The following is an 18,177-nucleotide window of genomic DNA, read 5'->3' as shown; positions in this document are numbered from 1 at the left end:
TATTATACAAATGTTTAAGAGTTGTCAATTAGGGGGGAAAAACACCTAAGCACATTAACCCAGTTTTTATTTTTCGTATTAACATAAAAAAAAACCGGGACAAAGTAACACTCCCGATTTTTTAATCAAAAATTCATCTCAAGGTTTTATTTATAATGTCAGTTATTTCATTCGAAAATTGATGAATAAAAAAATGATTTCCTTCAAACGTATAAAAATTGCATTTCCCTAAAGTATAATGTCCCCACTTACATATTAAATCTGAGCTTATCGTCTTGTCATTATTACCATGCAACACTGTTATATCACAGTCCATAACAGTCTTATTTTCAGAAATAACATCCTCTTCCAACATTTTGAAATCACTTCTTAAAATAGGAAGATATAATTGTTGTAATTCCTTGTTATGTAACAGTTCTTCCGAAGTCCCGCCCATATCCATGATTCTTTGCAAAAATAAATTATCCGGCAAAGCATGAATCATCCCCTCTGCTTTCTTCGTTTTAGGAATGCCGCAACCGGAGAAAAATATGTGATTTGGCTTCTTCTGCTGCATTTCAGCAATTTTACTATATAACTTATAAACTAATCGGCCTCCCATACTGTGGCCGAATAAAGCATAATCACACTCCCTGATTTGATCCTTTATCAGATCATATATATCATTAACAGCCTCATCTATATGTTCATAAAAATCTTCGTTAATTCTTGTACCTCTTCCTTTTAACTCAATAGGATGTATTGTTAAAGAGTCACTCATTAACCTTCTCCATTTATAGTATATTGCACTTGATCCCCCTGCATACGGAAGACAAAATATTTTTTTCATAATTCACCTCAGAAATTTTGTAATAACCCGATAAAAAAACACCCTGAAAAGGATGTTTTTTACTATCTCATTTTATATATGAAATGCTCTTGAAACTCCGTTGATGATGAGGAAGATTCCTATTACTCTTAAAATGATCCTTGTTGTTCTGTTATCTTTTCCAAAAGCAACTTGCCCGATTTTACCGATAAATACATTCATGAGTACACCTATAATTAATTCAGCCATTCCAAATAGTTCTTCCATACCCAATTCCCTCACGTCCTTTTTGATCTGTTAATTTTATCAGATTATTGTTGATTTAATTTTTCTTTTTTTTAATCTCCCTGCTTATTAAGATGAAAGATACAATAATACTTAATAAGCCGACACTTGCAAAAATTACGATCGGAAGCCATTCAGTTCCTAAGGTACTCTTACTAAAGATAATGTTGTTTAAAGACTGTATTGCCCATGCTTCGGGTGTAAATTTAGAAATAACCTGCATATATTTTGGAGCAATTTCCAATGAGAAAAAGGAACCGCCTATCATCCCGCTTACTGCAATTATGATCGATGCGGCAGAAGTAAACTGCTTTTGGCTTCTCATAAATGGAACCATAATCATCGTAATGCAGGTCAATGCAAATAAATAAACAGCGAGCATAACAGCGATGGCAAAGATGTTATGACCTATGCTGATCTTGAGTAAATATTTTCCCGCAAGTATAATAACGATTATATGAATGATTCCGGAAATATAAGTAGCAGCCATTTTGGATAAAACATATTTTGTATAGTTTACAGGCGTACTTAGTAATCTGCTGAAAGTATTATTCTCTTTTTCATCAATAAGTGTTCTTAACCCTTGAATAACAACAAACCAAATAAACATTACAAGAAAACCAATTAATCTCACGGTCGCATTATCCTGAGTATGTTCACCCTGACTTAATGTTTTGTCATTCACTTCTATTCCTGAATTGTTTTTCAATTTCTTGAAAATGTTCTTTTCTATATCTTTTGAGTCCGTATGCAACTGTGCAGACATATATTGCGAATCTTTAACTACCTTTTTAAGAGTTCCCGCCTCATTTGTGACCAGCTGCTCTAACAATGTTCCGCTGCCGTTCTCGTAGTTTTGGATGATTTTCATTTTTATCTTGTGATTGTCCGTCAAATCCTTTCCAAAACCTTTTTCAATAACGACCCCAAAAGGAATATCCTGATCATCGACTTTTTTCTTTAATTCATTTTCCGTTAGCTTTATAACTTTAATATTTTTATGCTCTTTTATCATTTCAATGAGCTTTGCAGCATAGTTACTTTTATCAGCATTGGCTATATACAAGTTCTCTTTGCTATCCGTATCTTGAGAAAAAGAGAACAAAAATGTAAGGATTAACGGCACCGAAATCGTTGCAAAAATTGCTAATCTATTTCGGAGCATCAGTTTCAGCTGATGTTTAATCATGGCAATCAATTGCACTACTACGCCACCTTCTTCCGGTTGAATACCATAATATTAATAAAGACAAAGATGAGACCAATACCAATTAGCTCAAGCAAATCAATATACATGCCGCTAAGACCAATATTCTGTTTGACTTTTAAATAAGAGTTTATTGCCTTACCGTTCGGTATGATCTCTTGAACAACCCTCAAGCTATCAGGCAGTCCGTTCTTAGAAATAAAACTGCCTCCCAAAAAACTAAAAATATAAAGAACCGGAGAAGCCATACTGGACACCGCCACGTGGTCCTTAGCGGTAAAACCCCAAAACAATACAATGCTGCCTATAGCAAATGCGTATACTACCGTAATAACAAAAATATCAAACAAGTTGCCCCAGTTCATTCGGAATACGACCCAGCTTATCAGAATAACAGCAGTCATCTGCATTAAGATCGCAAAAATAATACCTGTCAACTTTCCAAGCACATACTGAATATTTAAAGTCGGTGTAGATTTAATTCTGAACAGCGTATTATTCTGCCGCTCATCAACAATGCTGTGAACAAGCACAAAAGCCGTCATAATGGAAAACATGACAACCATTGCAATTGAATAATACTGCATGGAATCGACAGGAACCGCATTTTTATTTGTCGCTGCTTTTGGGATATCAGCGGAGATCCCGTCATTATCGGCCAAATCGTTCATCATTTTTTCTATTTTTTCTTTTGGTACGCTGCCGCCGGAGCTGATATGTTTTATTACTTCTTGTTGCTCAGCGCTCATTGTTTTCACGCTTTTCGTAAAGCCCTCCAAAACAGCCTGAACAATATTTTTATCTATGGTCTTGTTATTATCTCCAATTAAATCGATATTTGTTTTCCCGTTGTTCATAACGGCTTTCGTAAAGTGTTCCGGTACATAGATAAAAGCTGCAGCCTTTCCTTCTTTAACTAATTTTTCACCGTCATTGTAGCTCTCAGCTTCTTTTAAATGAATGATATCTTTGAGATCGCCTTTCTTAAAAACTTTATCCTTTAAGATATCACCTAAAGAAACACTCTCCCCTGAATCTGCTGAGTAAAAAGCTACATCAAATGCTTCGATTTTTGAATCTGAATTACTGAACACACTGCCCAATATGAGGATTAGCAGTGATGGAAACAGCATCAGCTTTAAATAAAATGACTTATTTTTTGTTAACAGCTTAAAATCAAGAAAAAATAAGTTGAATAATTTTCTCAAGATAGCCTCCTCCTACTAATCTCTTAGGTTTTTCCCTGTAATTTGAAGGAAAATGCTTTCCAAATTTACTTCCTCGTACTTAAAGCTAGTGAGGTCGATCCCCAGATTTTTGATATCATCTACAATTTCAATGATGTTTCTTTCCTTCGTCGATACAAGCATTGAAATTTGTTTATGATCTACCGTCACTTTATCAATTCCTGTAATGCTGTTTATCCGGCTGAGTGCCTCTTCATCAGCACCCTTAAAAGTAACGGTTAAAGTGTCACAAGCATTTAAGTTTTCCTTGAGTTCTTCTTTCGTTCCTAAAGCAATAAGAGATCCATGATCAACAATTGCCACCTTCTCGCAAAGATACTCTACTTCTTCCATGTAGTGGCTGGTATAAATAACAGTCATTCCTTTTTCTTTATTCAGCCTTTTTACTGTTTCAAGAATATGATTTCTTGATTGCGGATCAATTCCTACTGTAGGCTCATCAAGAATTAATAATTTAGGATTATTCATTAACGCCACACCTATGTTGACCCGGCGTTTCATTCCCCCGGAAAACTCTGATACATTTTGATTTTTTTTATCTGTCAGTTCAATAATCTCCAGAACCTCATCAGTTCTTTCTTTTAGCTTTTTCCCTTTCAGCCCGTAAAGGCTTCCGAAGAAGTTCAAGTTATCTTTGGCGCTTAACGTTTCATATAAAGCTAAATCCTGTGGAACAACCCCCATTATTTTTTTTATCTCAATAGGTTTTTCCTTAAGTGATTTATTATCTACTTTAATTGTCCCGCTGGTAGGTGCAAGAACAGTGCTAATCATAGAAACCATTGTTGATTTGCCGGCACCGTTAGGACCCAATAGTCCGAATACTTCTCCATCTTCTACAGTCAGCGAAATATTATTAACTGCCGTAAAGTCATCATATTTTTTGGTAAGTTTTTTTAATTCGAGCATAATTAAAACACCCCTCGTGGTATTTCGGTTCTTTTATTTTAACCTGAATGGAATATTTTTAGAATTTACTATAGTACTCATTTACCTTATTACTTTAGTTAGGAATCGCATTGTTACTTTAGTCATATACGGAAGGTGTAAGTCCGGATATTCAGAAGAAAATGGAGGAAAGGAATTTGATGAAATTCCTTTCTGATTGAAGGAAAAAAGTTGAATCACATATGCTTTTGTAAATATAAGCTAAGCTCCGTTCGATTGTTCATTTGAAGTTTTTCCAGTATTCTTGATACATAATTTTTGACTGTGCCTTCAGTAATAAAAAGTGCTTCGCTTATAGCTTTGTTGCTTTTCCCTTCCATAATCTGTTTAGCGACTTCTTTTTCTCTGGGAGTAAGCAATTGCACCAGCTGTTCCTTTTCATTATTTTCTTGAACAAGCTCTTTATTATGTTCTACCGAATTTAGAGCCTTTACAACTTTTAGCGTTACCTTAGGATTTAACAGAATATTGCCTTCACATGCTGTTTTGATGGAATCAATAATTTCTTGTGAATCAGAATCTTTCAGTATGTAACCATCAGCACCGCTTTTCAGTCCAGTAAAAATGTATTCACTATCATTAAAGGTTGTCAGGATAATCACTTTAATATCCGGATATCTCTCTTTAACTAGCTTTGTTGCTTCAATGCCGTCCATTATGGGCATTCTTATATCCATTAAAATGATTTCAGGCCTTATCTGTTTTAGCAAATCTAATAAATGTTCACCATTAGAAGCTTCGCCTACAATATTAATTTCCTCGTGCAGACTCAGAATCATTTTAAGCCCTTCCCTGACAATTTGCTGATCATCCACAATGATAATATCCATATCAATACCTCCTCACATTCGGATTAAAGATCTGCTATCTCGGGGATTACGGCTTCCACAGTAAATCCTGAATCTAGCCCTGAATGAAAATCAACCTCTCCTCCAAGTGCAGCAAATCTTTTCTCTATTCCTTTTATTCCATTTGACTTATTAATTTCAGAACATCCTGTTCCGTTATCAGTTATCGATATAGAGATTTTTTCAAAAGACTTACGTATTCTTATTGAAAAAAACGTAGCATTTCCATGTTTTATCCCGTTCGTTATAGACTCTTGTACTGTTTTATAGAGACAATTCTTGATATCAGGATCAGCTGACTCTACTTTATTGTCCATATCAAGCTCGAATTTTATTTCATTTGTTTGCTGAAAATTTTCAAAAATCTCATTGATCGATTTCAGAAGCCCTTTTTGAGGAGCAGGGTCATTGAGCAAAGCGACAGCTTCTCTCAGGTTAATAATACACTCCTTCGATAAATCATGTGACTTATTGATGACTTGTTTAGCCTCGCTGGGATTTTTACTGACTATTTTATCGGCGAATTCAAGATTCATTGTTAATGCGATCAAATAATGCCCTAGGGAATCATGAAGCTCTTGTGCAATTCTTGTCCGCTCTTTAGAAATAGTTAACTCTTGAATCTTTTGAGAATAATTCTTAAGTTTAGTGTTTACACTTTGTAATTCTTTATTTAATGTTTGTATTTTTGCTTTTTCGAGCAGTACGTTTCTAAACAGATAAATAATAGCCATGATCACTAAATAGGACATCAATATATCTTTCCCGCTGGTCCCTGCTGCTTTAAGAGCTGTAAAAAAAATAATAAAATGCAGGCTTACTACAGTCCAGGGCAGTTTACGAGTTGTTACAATAATCTCGATCAGTAAGAAAATATTATATATTTGAGAACCGAGACAGTTAATTTTAAACAATAAAATGCCTGATAAAAGGTTACTTACTAAAAAAGATGCATAATATCTAAAAGAATACTGACCGCTTAGGTATTTTAATCTGATATGATCGTTGACGACTAAAAAAATGGTGATTATCAGCAGGTAAGCGGATTCCGAAGCCGTGAAAGTTGGCGTTTTAAAAATAGAACTGATAATAGAATATAAGGAAAAACAAATAATGGTTTTTTCTATGAGCACTCTTGTACTAATTGAAGAAAGATTTTTCATAATAATCCTTCCTGAGACAACTTGATATAAATTATATTATACATATATTGAGAAATCATAAAGCGACAACCTCCACGTTCAGCACATCATACAGCTCATCAAGCGAATGAATCTCGTACGTCGGGATGATTCCGGACTCATTTGCTTTCTTTCCGGGATTAAACCAGCACGTATCCATTCCCGCCATCTGACCGCCTTTTATGTCCGCGCTCAGTGAATCGCCGATAATAAGTCCGCCCTCGGCAGAAAAACCGGGAATTCTCGCAAACACGTAATCAAAGTATTCCTTCATCGGCTTTTGAAAACCCGTGTCCTCAGATACAAACACATCTTTAAAGAACGGATACAGACCGGAGTCGCCCAGCCGCTTATATTGTGATCTTGAGACGCCGTTCGTCACGATGTATAAATCAAATAAAGGACTCAGCCGTTCAATCAGCTCATAAGCTCCGTCTATCATCTGGTGCCCTTCTTCTAAGTATTGGCGGTACGCCTGATTCATCAGCACGCCGTCGGCTTCGAGGCCGTATTCTTTAAACAAAAGGGCAAACCGTGTATTGACCACTTCATCGCGGGTCATTTCCCCCTCTTCAAACGCCTTCCACAGCCCTTGATTTAACGATTTATAACGGGCTTCCACCTCTGCCGTCAGCTCCAGCTTTGAACCTTGAAACAATTTTTGAAGAGCATCGGTTTCTGAAGCGGTAAAATCCAGCAGCGTATTGTCTATATCAAATAATACCGTACGGTAATGACTCATCGATGTTTCCCCCGGTTCTGCTTTTTTTAACCAGTATACCACTCGCGGACAAGCCGAAAAAGACACCCCTGTAAGAGAGGTGTCTTTTTTGAATTATACAGCGTCTTCTATTTTCGATTTTTCACCAGGCATGCGCTTGCCGATACCGAACGCATAATAGCTGACCGTCACAATCGCCAGGAAAATCACCCCGACAACCAACGAAATCCGCGTATCTTTGTTAAACCACATGCCGATCAATACCATGAGTAAGAAAGCGATCGTCAAATAGTTTGTAAACGGCGCAAAAGGCATCTTAAACGGATGCTTATCAAGCTCAGCGCCCTTCGCTCTTCTGAAACCGAGATGGCTGATTAAAATGACGAACCACGGAATCATTCCCGGCAGCACACTCGCGCTGTACACATAGACAAAAATTTTCGGAGGCGCGATGTAGTTCAGCACGACACCGATCACAAGTCCGATTAATACCGCAAGCGTACCGAATATCGGCACACCGCTCGAAGAAACTTTCTTAAAGAATTTCGGTGCCTGTCCGTTCACGCCCAATGTATAAAGCATGCGTCCCGCACTGAATATCCCGCTGTTGCATCCGGACATCGCAGCGGTAATCACAACAAAGTTAATCAAACCGGCCGCCGCCGTAATCCCGACTTTCGCAAATGTCGAAACAAACGGACTGCCGAGTGAGTGAAGCTCATTCCACGGATATACGGTAACGATGACGAAAATCGCACCGATGTAGAAAATTAAAATCCGCCAAATAATACTCTGAATCGCGCTTCGCAGCGTTTTTTGCGGGTCCTTCGCTTCCCCTGCCGTAATCCCGATCAGCTCGACCCCTTGATAGGCCGCAACAACCAAAGACAAGGCAAAGAAAAATCCTGAAAAACCATTCGTAAAGAAACCGCCGTGCGACCATAAATTAGATAATCCGATCGCATGCCCTCCGTTACCGAAACCGAAGAAAATAATTCCGATTCCGGCCACAATCATCAGAATAATGGTGACGATTTTGATCATGGCAAACCAAAATTCAAACTCACCGAAAGATTTTACCGAAATTAAATTCGCCGCACCGAGAATGGCCATGGCGATAATGCCGGGAATCCATGCCGGCAGATCAGGAAACCAATATTTCATATACGAACCGACGGCGATAATTTCAGACATCCCGACGATCACCCATTGAAACCAGTTGCTCCACGCCGTCATATAGCCGGCTAACGGATGTATATACTTATGGCCGAACGTCGCAAACGACCCTGTACTCGGCTCTACATAGAGCATTTCGCCCATCGCACGCATGATAAAAAAGATAAAGATACCCGAGATCGCATAAGCCAGCAGGACAGACGGCCCGGTCCATCCGATCGTGCTGGATGATCCCATGAATAAACCGACACCGATCGTGCCGCCCAGCGCAATCATCTGTATATGACGCGCGCCTAAGCCTCTCTTTAATTCTTTGTTTGCCACTTCGCTTCCTCCTCTTAACAGCTCTGATATATGTGAAATAATGAAGCAGAAGGTGCACCTGTTGAACCTAACTCACTCTTCATTTCCCGCAATATTAGAAATATTCTATCTTTCTATTGTTATATAATCTCCAATTTCCTTATTCCATCATAATAAATTTCCGTGGAAAATACAATTGTTTTTTTCAGGTAAACACCTTGCACCCTAAACCAACAAACTAAAAATAAAGCGCTTTCATTTTTGTTGAATTATGAATATTGAGATAATAAATGCCGCAGCCTCCGAGAAACAGGATGTCCCTGGAGAAACATGTTCCGCCCCCTATTCAATATTATTTTTGCTAAGCAGAATGGCGTAAAGTCTTACTCTCTTCCATTCTCCCTTGTATACGCCATAATCCTGCTTAACCGGCAAAAATCATGCATCAATCGATAAATGCCTCATTCAGCCGCAGCAAAAGCCGGCCGAACTTTTCTTTTTCATCGCCTGACCAATCGTCAAGCATATGTCGGTATCGATCAAGACGCATCTTTTTATCAGCTTTTAACCTCTGTTTGCCAAGCTTCGTAATCGCAAACAGACTGACCCGCCCGTCAGAAGGATCGGAAAAACGCTGGATCAGCTCTTTCGACTCCAAGGCCGCGGCCTGGCGTGACAATGTGGAAATATCCAGCTTAAAAGATTCGGCTAATTCCTTTACACGCGCCGGTCCGAATTCATCCAGCTGCCGTAATAACAAATACGCAGCCCTTTCCAGATGTCCGATTTTACGGTCGGAGTTATCAAGATAAACAGCTCTCCTGATAAAAGTGGTGAGCTCATATTCAATTAATTCAATCGGATCTTGTTTTGACAAACAGCCTCACTCCTTACATTGACAACAGCAATATTAGTTGTATAATACAAACATATGCACATTTACTCAGAAAACATATAGAAATATTTTGCATACATATATTTGTATAGTACAAATATATGCACAAAAAGTAAAGAAACATATTGAAGCATCAAGAAAGGGGGAAGCTGCTCTTCTCCAAAGAACAGCATTGTCGTGAAAGTCATACGCATCATCTTGCAAATCATTATTTTATTCGCATTTTCCTTTATCGGGGGAGCCGTTCAGCAGTTCTTTCACCTGCCCATTCCCGGAAGTATCATCGGTTTGATCCTGCTGATCATATGTTTATCGGTTAAGATCATTCCCGTCAAAATGATTGAAGACGGAGCCGGATTTTTGCTGTCTTTTCTTCCGCTGTTATTCATTCCGGCCATGACGGGCGTCATCAATTACCCGTCACTGTTTTCCGCCAGCGGGGCTGCTCTGTTTCTGATCATCGTGCTGAGCACCATCGTCACAATGATCGCCGCAGGGTACGCCAGCCAGCTGTTAGAGCACAAAGCCAATCAGAGAAAGGAGAAAAAGAAGTGCAGCAAGCATGTATCGCAATCCTTATAATTTTGTTCACGGCCGCCGCCTATCTGGCTATGGTGAAATTATATGTGCGCTTTCCATATCCCTTTCTCATACCGGTTTTGACGACTACGATTTTCATTATCGCCGTGCTGCTTGTTTTTCATATTTCGTATAAAGACTATATGATCGGCGGACAATGGATCAATTCACTGCTCGGACCCGCCGTGGTGGCTTTGGCATACCCGCTTTATAAGCAGCGCCGGGTGTTAATCAAGTATATGTTTCCGATCATCGGCGGCGTGTTGGCCGGTTTATTCTCCGGAATGGTCAGCGGCCTGCTATTTGCAGAGCTGTTCGGCATCAGCCGGAGTTTGATTTTGTCAATTATCCCAAAATCAATTACGACGCCTGTCGCCATACAGATTGCGTCCGGTATCGGCGGAGTCCCTTCCATGACAGTCGTGTTCGTCATGATCGCAGGGTTTTCCGGCGTTATCTTAGGACCGCTGCTTCTCAAGTGGATCCGCATCCGCAGCTCACTCGGGAAAGGAATTGCATTCGGGAGCGCTTCCCATGCGCTCGGCACCTCAAAAGCAATGGAGTACGGAGAATTAACGGTCTCCATGAGTTCTGTTTCCATGACGCTCTGCGCCGTGTTAGGATCGGTCTTCGGCCCCGTCGTAGCATGGATGTTTCAAATTTAAAGCTGACGGTTCTCCGTCAGCTTTTTTCATGTGCGGATCATCTCATTCCCTTCCATTATTATGTTTCATTTGTAAGAATAATGGTAAAGTAGAAAACAAGGAGGGATTTAATGATGACTGGAGCAATTCCGCAAAAGAAACTGCTGGATGGGACAAGCATTCCCGCGATCGGCTTCGGTACATACGCTCTTAATGGAAACAACGGCGTTCATGCCATTACCAGCGCCATTGATATCGGCTACCGTCTGATTGACACCGCTTATAACTATGAAAATGAAGGGACGGTCGGAGAAGCCATCAAGAGAAGCTCTGTTCCGAGAGAACAGCTATACGTGACGTCCAAGCTGCCCGGACGCTACCATGACTATGACAAAGCTGTACAAACCATACAAGAATCTTTATACCGCGCCGGTCTGGACTACTATGACCTGTATCTCGTCCATTGGCCGAACCCGAAACAAGACCGCTACACGGAAGCATGGCAGGCACTGATTGATGCGAAAAAATGGGGCCTGATCCGATCCATCGGCGTCTGCAATTTCCTGCCTGAGCATATCGAACGGCTCGAACGTGAAACCGGCGTAAAGCCCGGCATCAACCAAATTGAACTGCATCCCGCTTTTAATCAGCAGCAGCAGCGCCAATGGCACGAAGAACAGGGCATCGTGACAGAATCATGGAGTCCGTTATCCCGCGCCGGCGAAGTATTGAACGATCAAAAACTCGGACGGATTGCGGACAAATACGGCAAAACCATTTCTCAAGTCATTTTACGCTGGCATATCCAGCTGGGCGCCATCCCGATTCCAAAATCAGCATCGCCCGAGCGCCAGCTTGAAAACATCTCCGTTTTTGATTTCTCCCTTGATGAAAACGACATGAGCATTATCGACTCGCTTACCCGCCCCGACGGACGCATAAACGGCCAAGACCCGGCGGAGTATGAGGAGTTTTAAGTAAACGCATAAAGAAAAGCTGACGGCATCATTTGTCAGCTTTTTTCTCATTTTTATATACGCACACCCAGCTCCCGTTTCCATTCAGAAAGCCAATCTGTATCCCCAGATCCGTATTGCCTGCTTTGGCCGACATCACGCAGAGATCCGTTTTTATACTCAATGGACAGAACCAAATCAGGAATGGCGTCATAACCCGTTCTCGCAAGCTTCGTGAGCCCCTGTCCGTAATGGGCGGCCGCTTCTGCCGCCGTATGTCTCAACAAAGGATCTTGCTGCAGCGCTTCCTTATAGACGTCTAAAAGGTCGCGTCCGTCTTCTGTGACGTACTTTCCGTCCACGATCTGCAAGTCTTTCAGATGATAGCCGGTCACCTCGTACATTTCCCGAACGACTTGATATTTCTCATATGTTTCCGGCGTAAACTGCGAGGAGTCATCACTCCGGCTGCGAATGATGTGCGCAAACAGCTCTTTGCTGTTTTCCCCGGAGTTTAAGACAGCTTCAATCTGCTGAGTGAGCTCTTTATCGTCAGTCCCGCTCACTTTTAACAGATAATCAATCGGTGATATCGTAAATGTAAGATTCGCACCCTCCGGAATCTGAATATGATTCCGATGGAAAAGCATCTCAATCTGCTGATTCACCTGCCCGCGCTGAAACACCTTTTCATTTTCGACTTGAATCTCTCCGTTGAGCGTTTCACCCCGAAACGCCGCATCACGGAAATCATAGCTCTGGGCTTTCCCCTTAAACAGCCATTCCGTTTCATTATGATAAGCGGCCTGACGCTCCGATTCTGATAAATCACTTCTGAAATAAGGTGAATCGGCACGCTGGTATTTGTCCTTAATATAATGCAAAGGATCTGGTTTTCGTTTATTGATTTCATTGATACGGCTGTATTTCTCATCAAGAATCTTGCTCGCAATATCACTCTCAGACTCATATGGATTATTAGCGTCTATTACCGTCTCATTCCCATTATCCGTAATCGTTTTCTGATTTGCAGATTGATATAAACGGGACAGGCTGCTCCCTTTCTCAGTGACACCGCTCCTTGAATAATTCACCTGGCTCAGATCGCGGCTCCCGCCTGTCTGAATCAATAAGCTGTCCGATCCTTTTGCCGCATCTTTCACATTTGTTTTGGAAGAATACCGCTGAAGCACTTGCTGAGCCATTACTTGATTTTTTATATATCGAGCGTTTAGGCGCATGTTTTTAACCTCCGCTTGAGATGATGTTCTAGTGTTTGTATCGGCTGTTTCCCAGTTGATTTTAACCTTAAATAACAAATGTTTACATAGCTAATGTTTTTATGTATGATGTAGTCAAAAAGGGGGATTTTTCCATGAAGAAGTGTATATTGATTCTATTTGTCAGTGTCATCGTTTTATCAGGCGCATTGTTTGCATCTTCACCTTCAGCCTCTGCATCTCAAAAGAACTCGTTACAAATAAGCGCCATTACAGGAAATCATTCATTTGAAACTGCCAATCCGGTAGGCTACTGGAAATATAAAAATATTGATACTGCCATATTGCCAAAAGGGGAAAAAGATTCGTATTTCACTTTCACGGCAAATAAGGGAGAAAGACTTTATGTCAGGAGTTCAACAAGAAGTGAATACAAGGGAATGGACATTGAAATTTATAATAAAAATAAAGTACTGATCAGTAAAGGCACAGAAGTGATAAATCCTGATACGGCGCTACCTTTTATCTATGCGAATACAGATGCGAAAGAAAATAACGAGACGTTCTACGTGAAAGTGTCCCGCGGCTCCTACACTGACGATATGTACTTTACACTCTCTATTTACGACCGAATCAAATCCGGCAGTGAGACCTTCTCATTCAGCGGTACAGCTGAAAATAAAGGGAACACAAGCCTCAGTCCGAATGGATCAGATTCAACTGTTCTTAGACTCGACTTAACCAAACAGACAAGCATTCCAAGAGACGCCACAGTGAAAAGAATCAACACCACCGCAACCCAAACACCAAGCCAAGGAAATACAAGCCACTACATCATGTCGGAAGAAAATAAAGTGTGGCACCGTGCACTTGCAAACAGCTCCACTCAAGGAAATTACGGTATCACACTGGATGATAACCTCTCAGTCTCAAGCATCTGGAATTTTAAATACAACACACTCGCAACAGCAAAATCGACTATGAAAAATGTGAAATTGAAGATTGATTATGAGTACGATGTGACAACGCAGTTTTAATTAGAAGAACAGCCGCCCATTGTGCGGGCGGCTGTCTGCTTGGAGTTAAAGTGAATTTATGAGCCCGTGCCATGTCTTATCCTGTTGTAACTTGATCAGTTGCTAAAATTCTTTTTTATGATATATAGCTGCGGCAATGAAAAATGAAATGATATATAAGATAACGCCGATCATGAGATATATAATCGGGACATATAAAGAAGGATTTATGTGCAAAAATGACAGCGGTACTTGTTCTGCTGCATACCCAACGACACTTTGCAATCCAAACGTAGCAAAAAGTCCCCCCATTGCTCCTCCAATCACGATAGCATCGGATTTTTCCGGGCCTATCATGTAGAGAAGAGGATAAACGATTGCACCGGCAAAGAGAACGATGAACGTTCCAAAAGAGACAATATTAAATATGCCGTCAATTGGTTCATCAGAACCCAGGCTGTATACAAGGAAAATACCATAAGATATTACAGCTCCGATCACAACAATCAAAAGATAAAAGACATAGTGGCTTTGAACAATATTTGTTCTGCTGACCGGTAAAGTCAGGACATACCTGTCATAGCCAGACTTGCTCTCATACTTTATAACCTCAAGTGCGGGCATGACGACAAACAAAATAATCAGCATAGCAACAAAACGATGCATTGAAGCATCCCCAAAATAAAAAATGACTGCTGATACCAATATGGCCAACCCCGTGTATGCAAAGAAACTTCGATAAACCAGGTAATAGTTAGTCAGTAACAGACCTCTCAATGTTTTCACTCCTCGTTAAAAAGACGCTGATTTCTTCTATGGAAATGGTGTTGGCCGTTACGCCATTCGGCAATTTCTGTTGATCCGATACAAGCACACTCCAATAAGATCCACGATCCCTTTTTGCTAGAACGATATCTTCGTCAAGCTCAGCCAATCGGCCTTCATCAACGTCTATAACGGTATAGCTTTCAAGAACCTTATCTTTCTCTTCATTTAATAAAATTTCGCCATCTTTCATAATAACGATATGGCTGGCTATCTTCTCGACATCAGTCATAATGTGCGATGAAAGTAAAATACCGCCGTTGCTTTTACTCACAAAGCTTTTTAATTCATTTAACAGATCATCTCTTGAAGAGGGATCAAGCCCTCCCGTTGCTTCATCCAGGAGTAATAATTTTGCATTATGCGACAAAGCAACAGCTACGGATAACTTCATTGACATGCCGCGCGAGAATGTATTCACTTTTTTGTCCATAGGTAAAGAGAAAGAATGAACCAACCGGTAAAAATGATCTTGGTCCCAAGCACCGAATAGTTTCTTAAATACATGATTCAGCTGCTTTATCGTAAGGTGCGCAGGAAGATTCATCGCATCAAATACGACCCCAATATCTTCTTTGAACTTTATATGTTTATCCAGATTCTCTTTACCAAAGATTTTCACTTTACCTCTATCCTGAGAGATTAATCCTAATATCGTTTTAAATGTTGTTGACTTGCCTGCGCCGTTATCACCGATAAAACCGACAATTGATCCGGCAGGCACATTGAATGTAACATCCTTTAAAACAGCTTTATGGCCAAAAGATTTGCTGATGTTTCTGATTTCTAAAAGGTTTGACATCATTCCACTCCTATCATTGTCGTCAGGACTTTTTTAAGAATTGAACCGGATTATTGTAAAAATGTTGTTATTTTTATATCCAGTCGAGGTATTCATAATGGATCAGAAGTCGACAAATACAAAAGGGATTTTAAAGTCTTAAGCATAATGTGGATGTGTAATCGATTGATTACGTTTATATAATGGATATTCATGATGAAAATTGCTGAGGTGTTTACTTTCCGATGAGGTATACACAAAATGATTTACTAATGATTACATTTATGGATGTTAACCGGAATGCATCTCGTATTATAAAGCAGGTGTTAATCCTTTTCAATATATAAAAGGGGATTTCTTTACAATCGCAAAGAGTATGTATTTCTCATTTCCGCATTAAAAAACCCCTCTGGCTAATAACCAAAGGGGTTAAATATATTATTCCACCGTAACACTCTTCGCAAGGTTGCGCGGTTTATCAACATCACAGCCGCGGTGCAGTGCCGCATAGTAAGCGATCAGCTGCAATGGCACAACAGAAACCAGCGGAGCAAGCGCAGGGTTGACTTCCGGCAGGATGAATCTGTCGTCTGCGTCTTCTAAGCCTTTCAGCGAGATGATGCAAGTGTTGGCGCCGCGGGCTGCGACTTCCTTCACGTTTCCGCGGATGCTCAGGTTGACGTGCTCTTGTGTCGCCAGCGCAAAGACTGGTGTTCCTTCTTCAATCAGAGCGATTGTTCCATGCTTCAGCTCGCCGCCGGCGAAGCCTTCCGCCTGGATGTAAGAAATCTCTTTCAGCTTCAGGGCGCCTTCGACACATACGAAGTAGTCGAGGCCGCGGCCGATGAAGAAAGCGTTTCTTGAAACAGTCAGGTACTCACGCGCGATCATTTCCATTTCGTCCTTCTGGTCGCAGAGGGCTTCCATGGCGTTTGCCGCGATACCTAATTCTTTGACTAAATCAAAACCGATATCAACACCGTTGCGTTCTGCTGCAACGGACGCAAGGATCGCAAGCACGGCAATCTGAGCCGTATACGCTTTTGTTGATGCCACCGCGATCTCAGGGCCTGCGTGCAGAAGCAATGTGTAATCCGCTTCACGGGAAAGCGTTGATCCCGGAACGTTTGTGATCGTCAGCGCTTTGTGACCCAGCGCTTTGACTTGAACAAGCACGGCGCGGCTGTCCGCTGTTTCTCCGCTTTGAGAAAGGAAGATAAAGAGCGGCTTCTTAGACAGAAGCGGCATGTTATAAGAGAATTCACTCGCTACATGCACTTCAACCGGTACGTTTGCCCACATTTCAATATATTGTTTCCCGACAAGACCGGCATGGTAGCTCGTTCCGCAAGCCACGATATAAATGCGGTCCGCTTCCGCCACAGCGTCAGCGACATCGCCGGCCACGGCCAGTCTGCCATTTTCGTCCTGATACGTTTGGATGATTTTGCGCATAACAAGCGGCTGCTCATCCGTTTCTTTTAACATGTAGTGAGGGTATGTGCCTTTTTCGATATCACTGGCATCAAGCTCAGCGATATAAGACGCACGTGTCATGACTTCACCGTCAAGGTTTTTAATCACGGCTTCGTCTTTTGTCACGATCACCATTTCTTTGTCCAAAAGCTCAACGTATTCATTCGTTACTTGAAGCATAGCCATCGCGTCAGACGCCACGACATTAAACGTATCTCCAAGGCCGATTAACAGAGGGCTTTTGTTTTTTGCAACGTAAATGGTGTCTGTGTTTTCACCGTCAAATAATGCAATTGCGTAAGAGCCTTTTAACAGAGTCAGTGTTTTGCGGAACGCTTCTTCTGTGTTAAGTCCTCCCGCCACAAATTGCTCGATCATTTGAACGACTACTTCAGTGTCCGTGTCGCTTTTCAGTTCAACGTTTTCAAGATATTCGCGCTTCAGCTGAACATAGTTCTCGATCACACCGTTGTGAACAAGTGTAAAGCGGCCGAGTGCGCTTTGATGCGGGTGAGCGTTCAGGAAGCTTGGTTCGCCGTGAGTCGCCCAGCGTGTATGGCCGATTCCCGCTTGAGATTCAACCGAGTGATCTACCACTTCACGAAGGTCGGCGATGCGGCCTTTTTCTTTGTACACATGCACGCCCTGCTCATTCGCCACAGCGATACCGGCAGAGTCATAACCGCGGTACTCAAGCTTCTCTAATCCTTTTAACAAAATCTCTTTCGCATCAAGCTGACCGATGTAACCTACAATTCCACACATATTTTCTTCCTCCTAAAGGTGCAAAAGGAGACGAAGAAAGTCAAATTACAAGGGGACTTTCAATCGTCCCCTCCCACATGTTTTTTTGGAAGATCATGTGATTTCTCTTTGTTCGGAGAGTCGCCCCTCCGGTTTGAAGAAATCCTTACGGCTGTGATCTAAATGAATCAGCCGGGAGGCATCCGCCGAAAATTCGATAACCTCCATCCTCGTCAACTAAGCCGTTTTTCGGGCGCTTAGTTCGGGCGCTGTAATTATAAAAGATGCAAACAATCCCGCCTTTCCTGCAAGTGAAA

18 protein-coding genes are annotated in these 18,177 nt (G+C 41.2%); 4 read left to right on the top strand and 14 right to left on the bottom strand.

Going from position 1 to position 18,177, the window contains the following annotated elements; translation table 11 throughout:
- Positions 1 to 133 precede the first annotated feature (133 nt).
- The 10 genes from NYE36_RS01230 to NYE36_RS01185 all read right to left on the bottom strand — a co-directional run bounded on the left by NYE36_RS01230 (position 134) and on the right by NYE36_RS01185 (position 9,601).
- Complete coding sequence (locus NYE36_RS01230; protein ID WP_094032877.1) at positions 134 to 829, bottom strand: thioesterase domain-containing protein; 696 nt, start codon at positions 827 to 829, stop codon at positions 134 to 136.
- A 72-nt stretch (positions 830 to 901) separates the two neighbouring features.
- On the bottom strand, positions 902 to 1,081 hold the full coding sequence (locus tag NYE36_RS01225; protein WP_024084829.1) for a hypothetical protein: 180 nt from the start codon (positions 1,079 to 1,081) through the stop codon (positions 902 to 904).
- A gap of 49 nt (positions 1,082 to 1,130) precedes the next feature.
- Positions 1,131 to 2,297: an ABC transporter permease gene (locus NYE36_RS01220; RefSeq protein ID WP_094032876.1), complete on the bottom strand. Its 1,167-nt coding sequence runs from the start codon at positions 2,295 to 2,297 to the stop codon at positions 1,131 to 1,133.
- A 2-nt stretch (positions 2,298 to 2,299) separates the two neighbouring features.
- Complete coding sequence (locus NYE36_RS01215) at positions 2,300 to 3,508, bottom strand: ABC transporter permease (protein ID WP_053573793.1); 1,209 nt, start codon at positions 3,506 to 3,508, stop codon at positions 2,300 to 2,302.
- Between the two features lie 15 nt (positions 3,509 to 3,523).
- Positions 3,524 to 4,456 carry an ABC transporter ATP-binding protein gene (locus NYE36_RS01210; protein WP_024084826.1) on the bottom strand — a complete coding sequence of 311 codons (933 nt, stop codon included), beginning with the start codon at positions 4,454 to 4,456 and terminating at the stop codon, positions 3,524 to 3,526.
- 215 nt (positions 4,457 to 4,671) lie between these two features.
- Positions 4,672 to 5,325, bottom strand: a complete 654-nt coding sequence (locus NYE36_RS01205; RefSeq protein ID WP_033575107.1) for a response regulator transcription factor — start codon at positions 5,323 to 5,325, stop codon at positions 4,672 to 4,674.
- A gap of 23 nt (positions 5,326 to 5,348) precedes the next feature.
- Positions 5,349 to 6,506, bottom strand: a complete 1,158-nt coding sequence (locus tag NYE36_RS01200) for a sensor histidine kinase (protein ID WP_033575106.1) — start codon at positions 6,504 to 6,506, stop codon at positions 5,349 to 5,351.
- A 55-nt stretch (positions 6,507 to 6,561) separates the two neighbouring features.
- The gene (locus NYE36_RS01195; RefSeq protein ID WP_094032875.1) at positions 6,562 to 7,266 is read right to left on the bottom strand and encodes a YjjG family noncanonical pyrimidine nucleotidase; all 705 of its coding nucleotides are present in this window, start codon (positions 7,264 to 7,266) and stop codon (positions 6,562 to 6,564) included.
- A gap of 93 nt (positions 7,267 to 7,359) precedes the next feature.
- Entirely contained in the window at positions 7,360 to 8,745 is a 1,386-nt protein-coding gene (locus tag NYE36_RS01190) for an amino acid permease (protein WP_003156747.1), read from the bottom strand.
- 424 nt (positions 8,746 to 9,169) lie between these two features.
- The gene (locus tag NYE36_RS01185) at positions 9,170 to 9,601 is read right to left on the bottom strand and encodes a MarR family transcriptional regulator (protein ID WP_011996235.1); all 432 of its coding nucleotides are present in this window, start codon (positions 9,599 to 9,601) and stop codon (positions 9,170 to 9,172) included.
- Positions 9,602 to 9,796: 195 nt separating this feature from the next.
- Here NYE36_RS01185 and NYE36_RS01180 point away from each other — a divergent pair, with 195 nt between their 5' ends.
- From NYE36_RS01180 to NYE36_RS01170, 3 genes are all read left to right on the top strand, one after another.
- A complete protein-coding gene (locus NYE36_RS01180) occupies positions 9,797 to 10,201 on the top strand; it encodes a CidA/LrgA family holin-like protein (RefSeq protein WP_003156751.1) in 405 nt (134 codons plus the stop codon).
- A complete protein-coding gene (locus NYE36_RS01175) occupies positions 10,171 to 10,863 on the top strand; it encodes an LrgB family protein (protein ID WP_007408978.1) in 693 nt (230 codons plus the stop codon). Before NYE36_RS01180 ends, NYE36_RS01175 begins: the two co-directional genes overlap by 31 nt.
- Positions 10,864 to 10,973: 110 nt before the next feature.
- Complete coding sequence (locus NYE36_RS01170) at positions 10,974 to 11,819, top strand: aldo/keto reductase (RefSeq protein WP_011996234.1); 846 nt, start codon at positions 10,974 to 10,976, stop codon at positions 11,817 to 11,819.
- Positions 11,820 to 11,872: 53 nt separating this feature from the next.
- On the opposite strand, the gene NYE36_RS01165 is transcribed toward NYE36_RS01170, so the two are convergent.
- Complete coding sequence (locus NYE36_RS01165; RefSeq protein ID WP_015416701.1) at positions 11,873 to 13,039, bottom strand: DUF4885 family protein; 1,167 nt, start codon at positions 13,037 to 13,039, stop codon at positions 11,873 to 11,875.
- Positions 13,040 to 13,173: 134 nt separating this feature from the next.
- On the opposite strand from NYE36_RS01165, the gene NYE36_RS01160 reads away from it, so the two are divergent.
- Positions 13,174 to 14,055 carry a hypothetical protein gene (locus NYE36_RS01160; RefSeq protein ID WP_061047146.1) on the top strand — a complete coding sequence of 294 codons (882 nt, stop codon included), beginning with the start codon at positions 13,174 to 13,176 and terminating at the stop codon, positions 14,053 to 14,055.
- Between the two features lie 102 nt (positions 14,056 to 14,157).
- On the opposite strand, the gene NYE36_RS01155 is transcribed toward NYE36_RS01160, so the two are convergent.
- The 3 genes from NYE36_RS01155 to glmS form a co-directional block, all read right to left on the bottom strand.
- A complete protein-coding gene (locus NYE36_RS01155) occupies positions 14,158 to 14,811 on the bottom strand; it encodes an ABC-2 transporter permease (protein ID WP_047935140.1) in 654 nt (217 codons plus the stop codon).
- The gene (locus NYE36_RS01150; protein ID WP_094032873.1) at positions 14,789 to 15,661 is read right to left on the bottom strand and encodes an ABC transporter ATP-binding protein; all 873 of its coding nucleotides are present in this window, start codon (positions 15,659 to 15,661) and stop codon (positions 14,789 to 14,791) included. The genes NYE36_RS01155 and NYE36_RS01150 overlap by 23 nt, the downstream gene beginning before the upstream one ends.
- Before the next feature lie 417 nt (positions 15,662 to 16,078).
- Positions 16,079 to 17,881, bottom strand: a complete 1,803-nt coding sequence (gene glmS / locus NYE36_RS01145) for a glutamine--fructose-6-phosphate transaminase (isomerizing) (RefSeq protein WP_039252922.1) — start codon at positions 17,879 to 17,881, stop codon at positions 16,079 to 16,081.
- Positions 17,882 to 18,177: the final 296 nt, after the last annotated feature.

This window comes from Bacillus sp. FSL R5-0593 (assembly GCF_038603755.1).
Lineage (GTDB): Bacteria > Bacillota > Bacilli > Bacillales > Bacillaceae > Bacillus > Bacillus velezensis.
The sequence above is the reverse complement of the archived record's forward strand: the minus strand, read 5'-3'. Positions and strand labels throughout refer to the sequence as shown.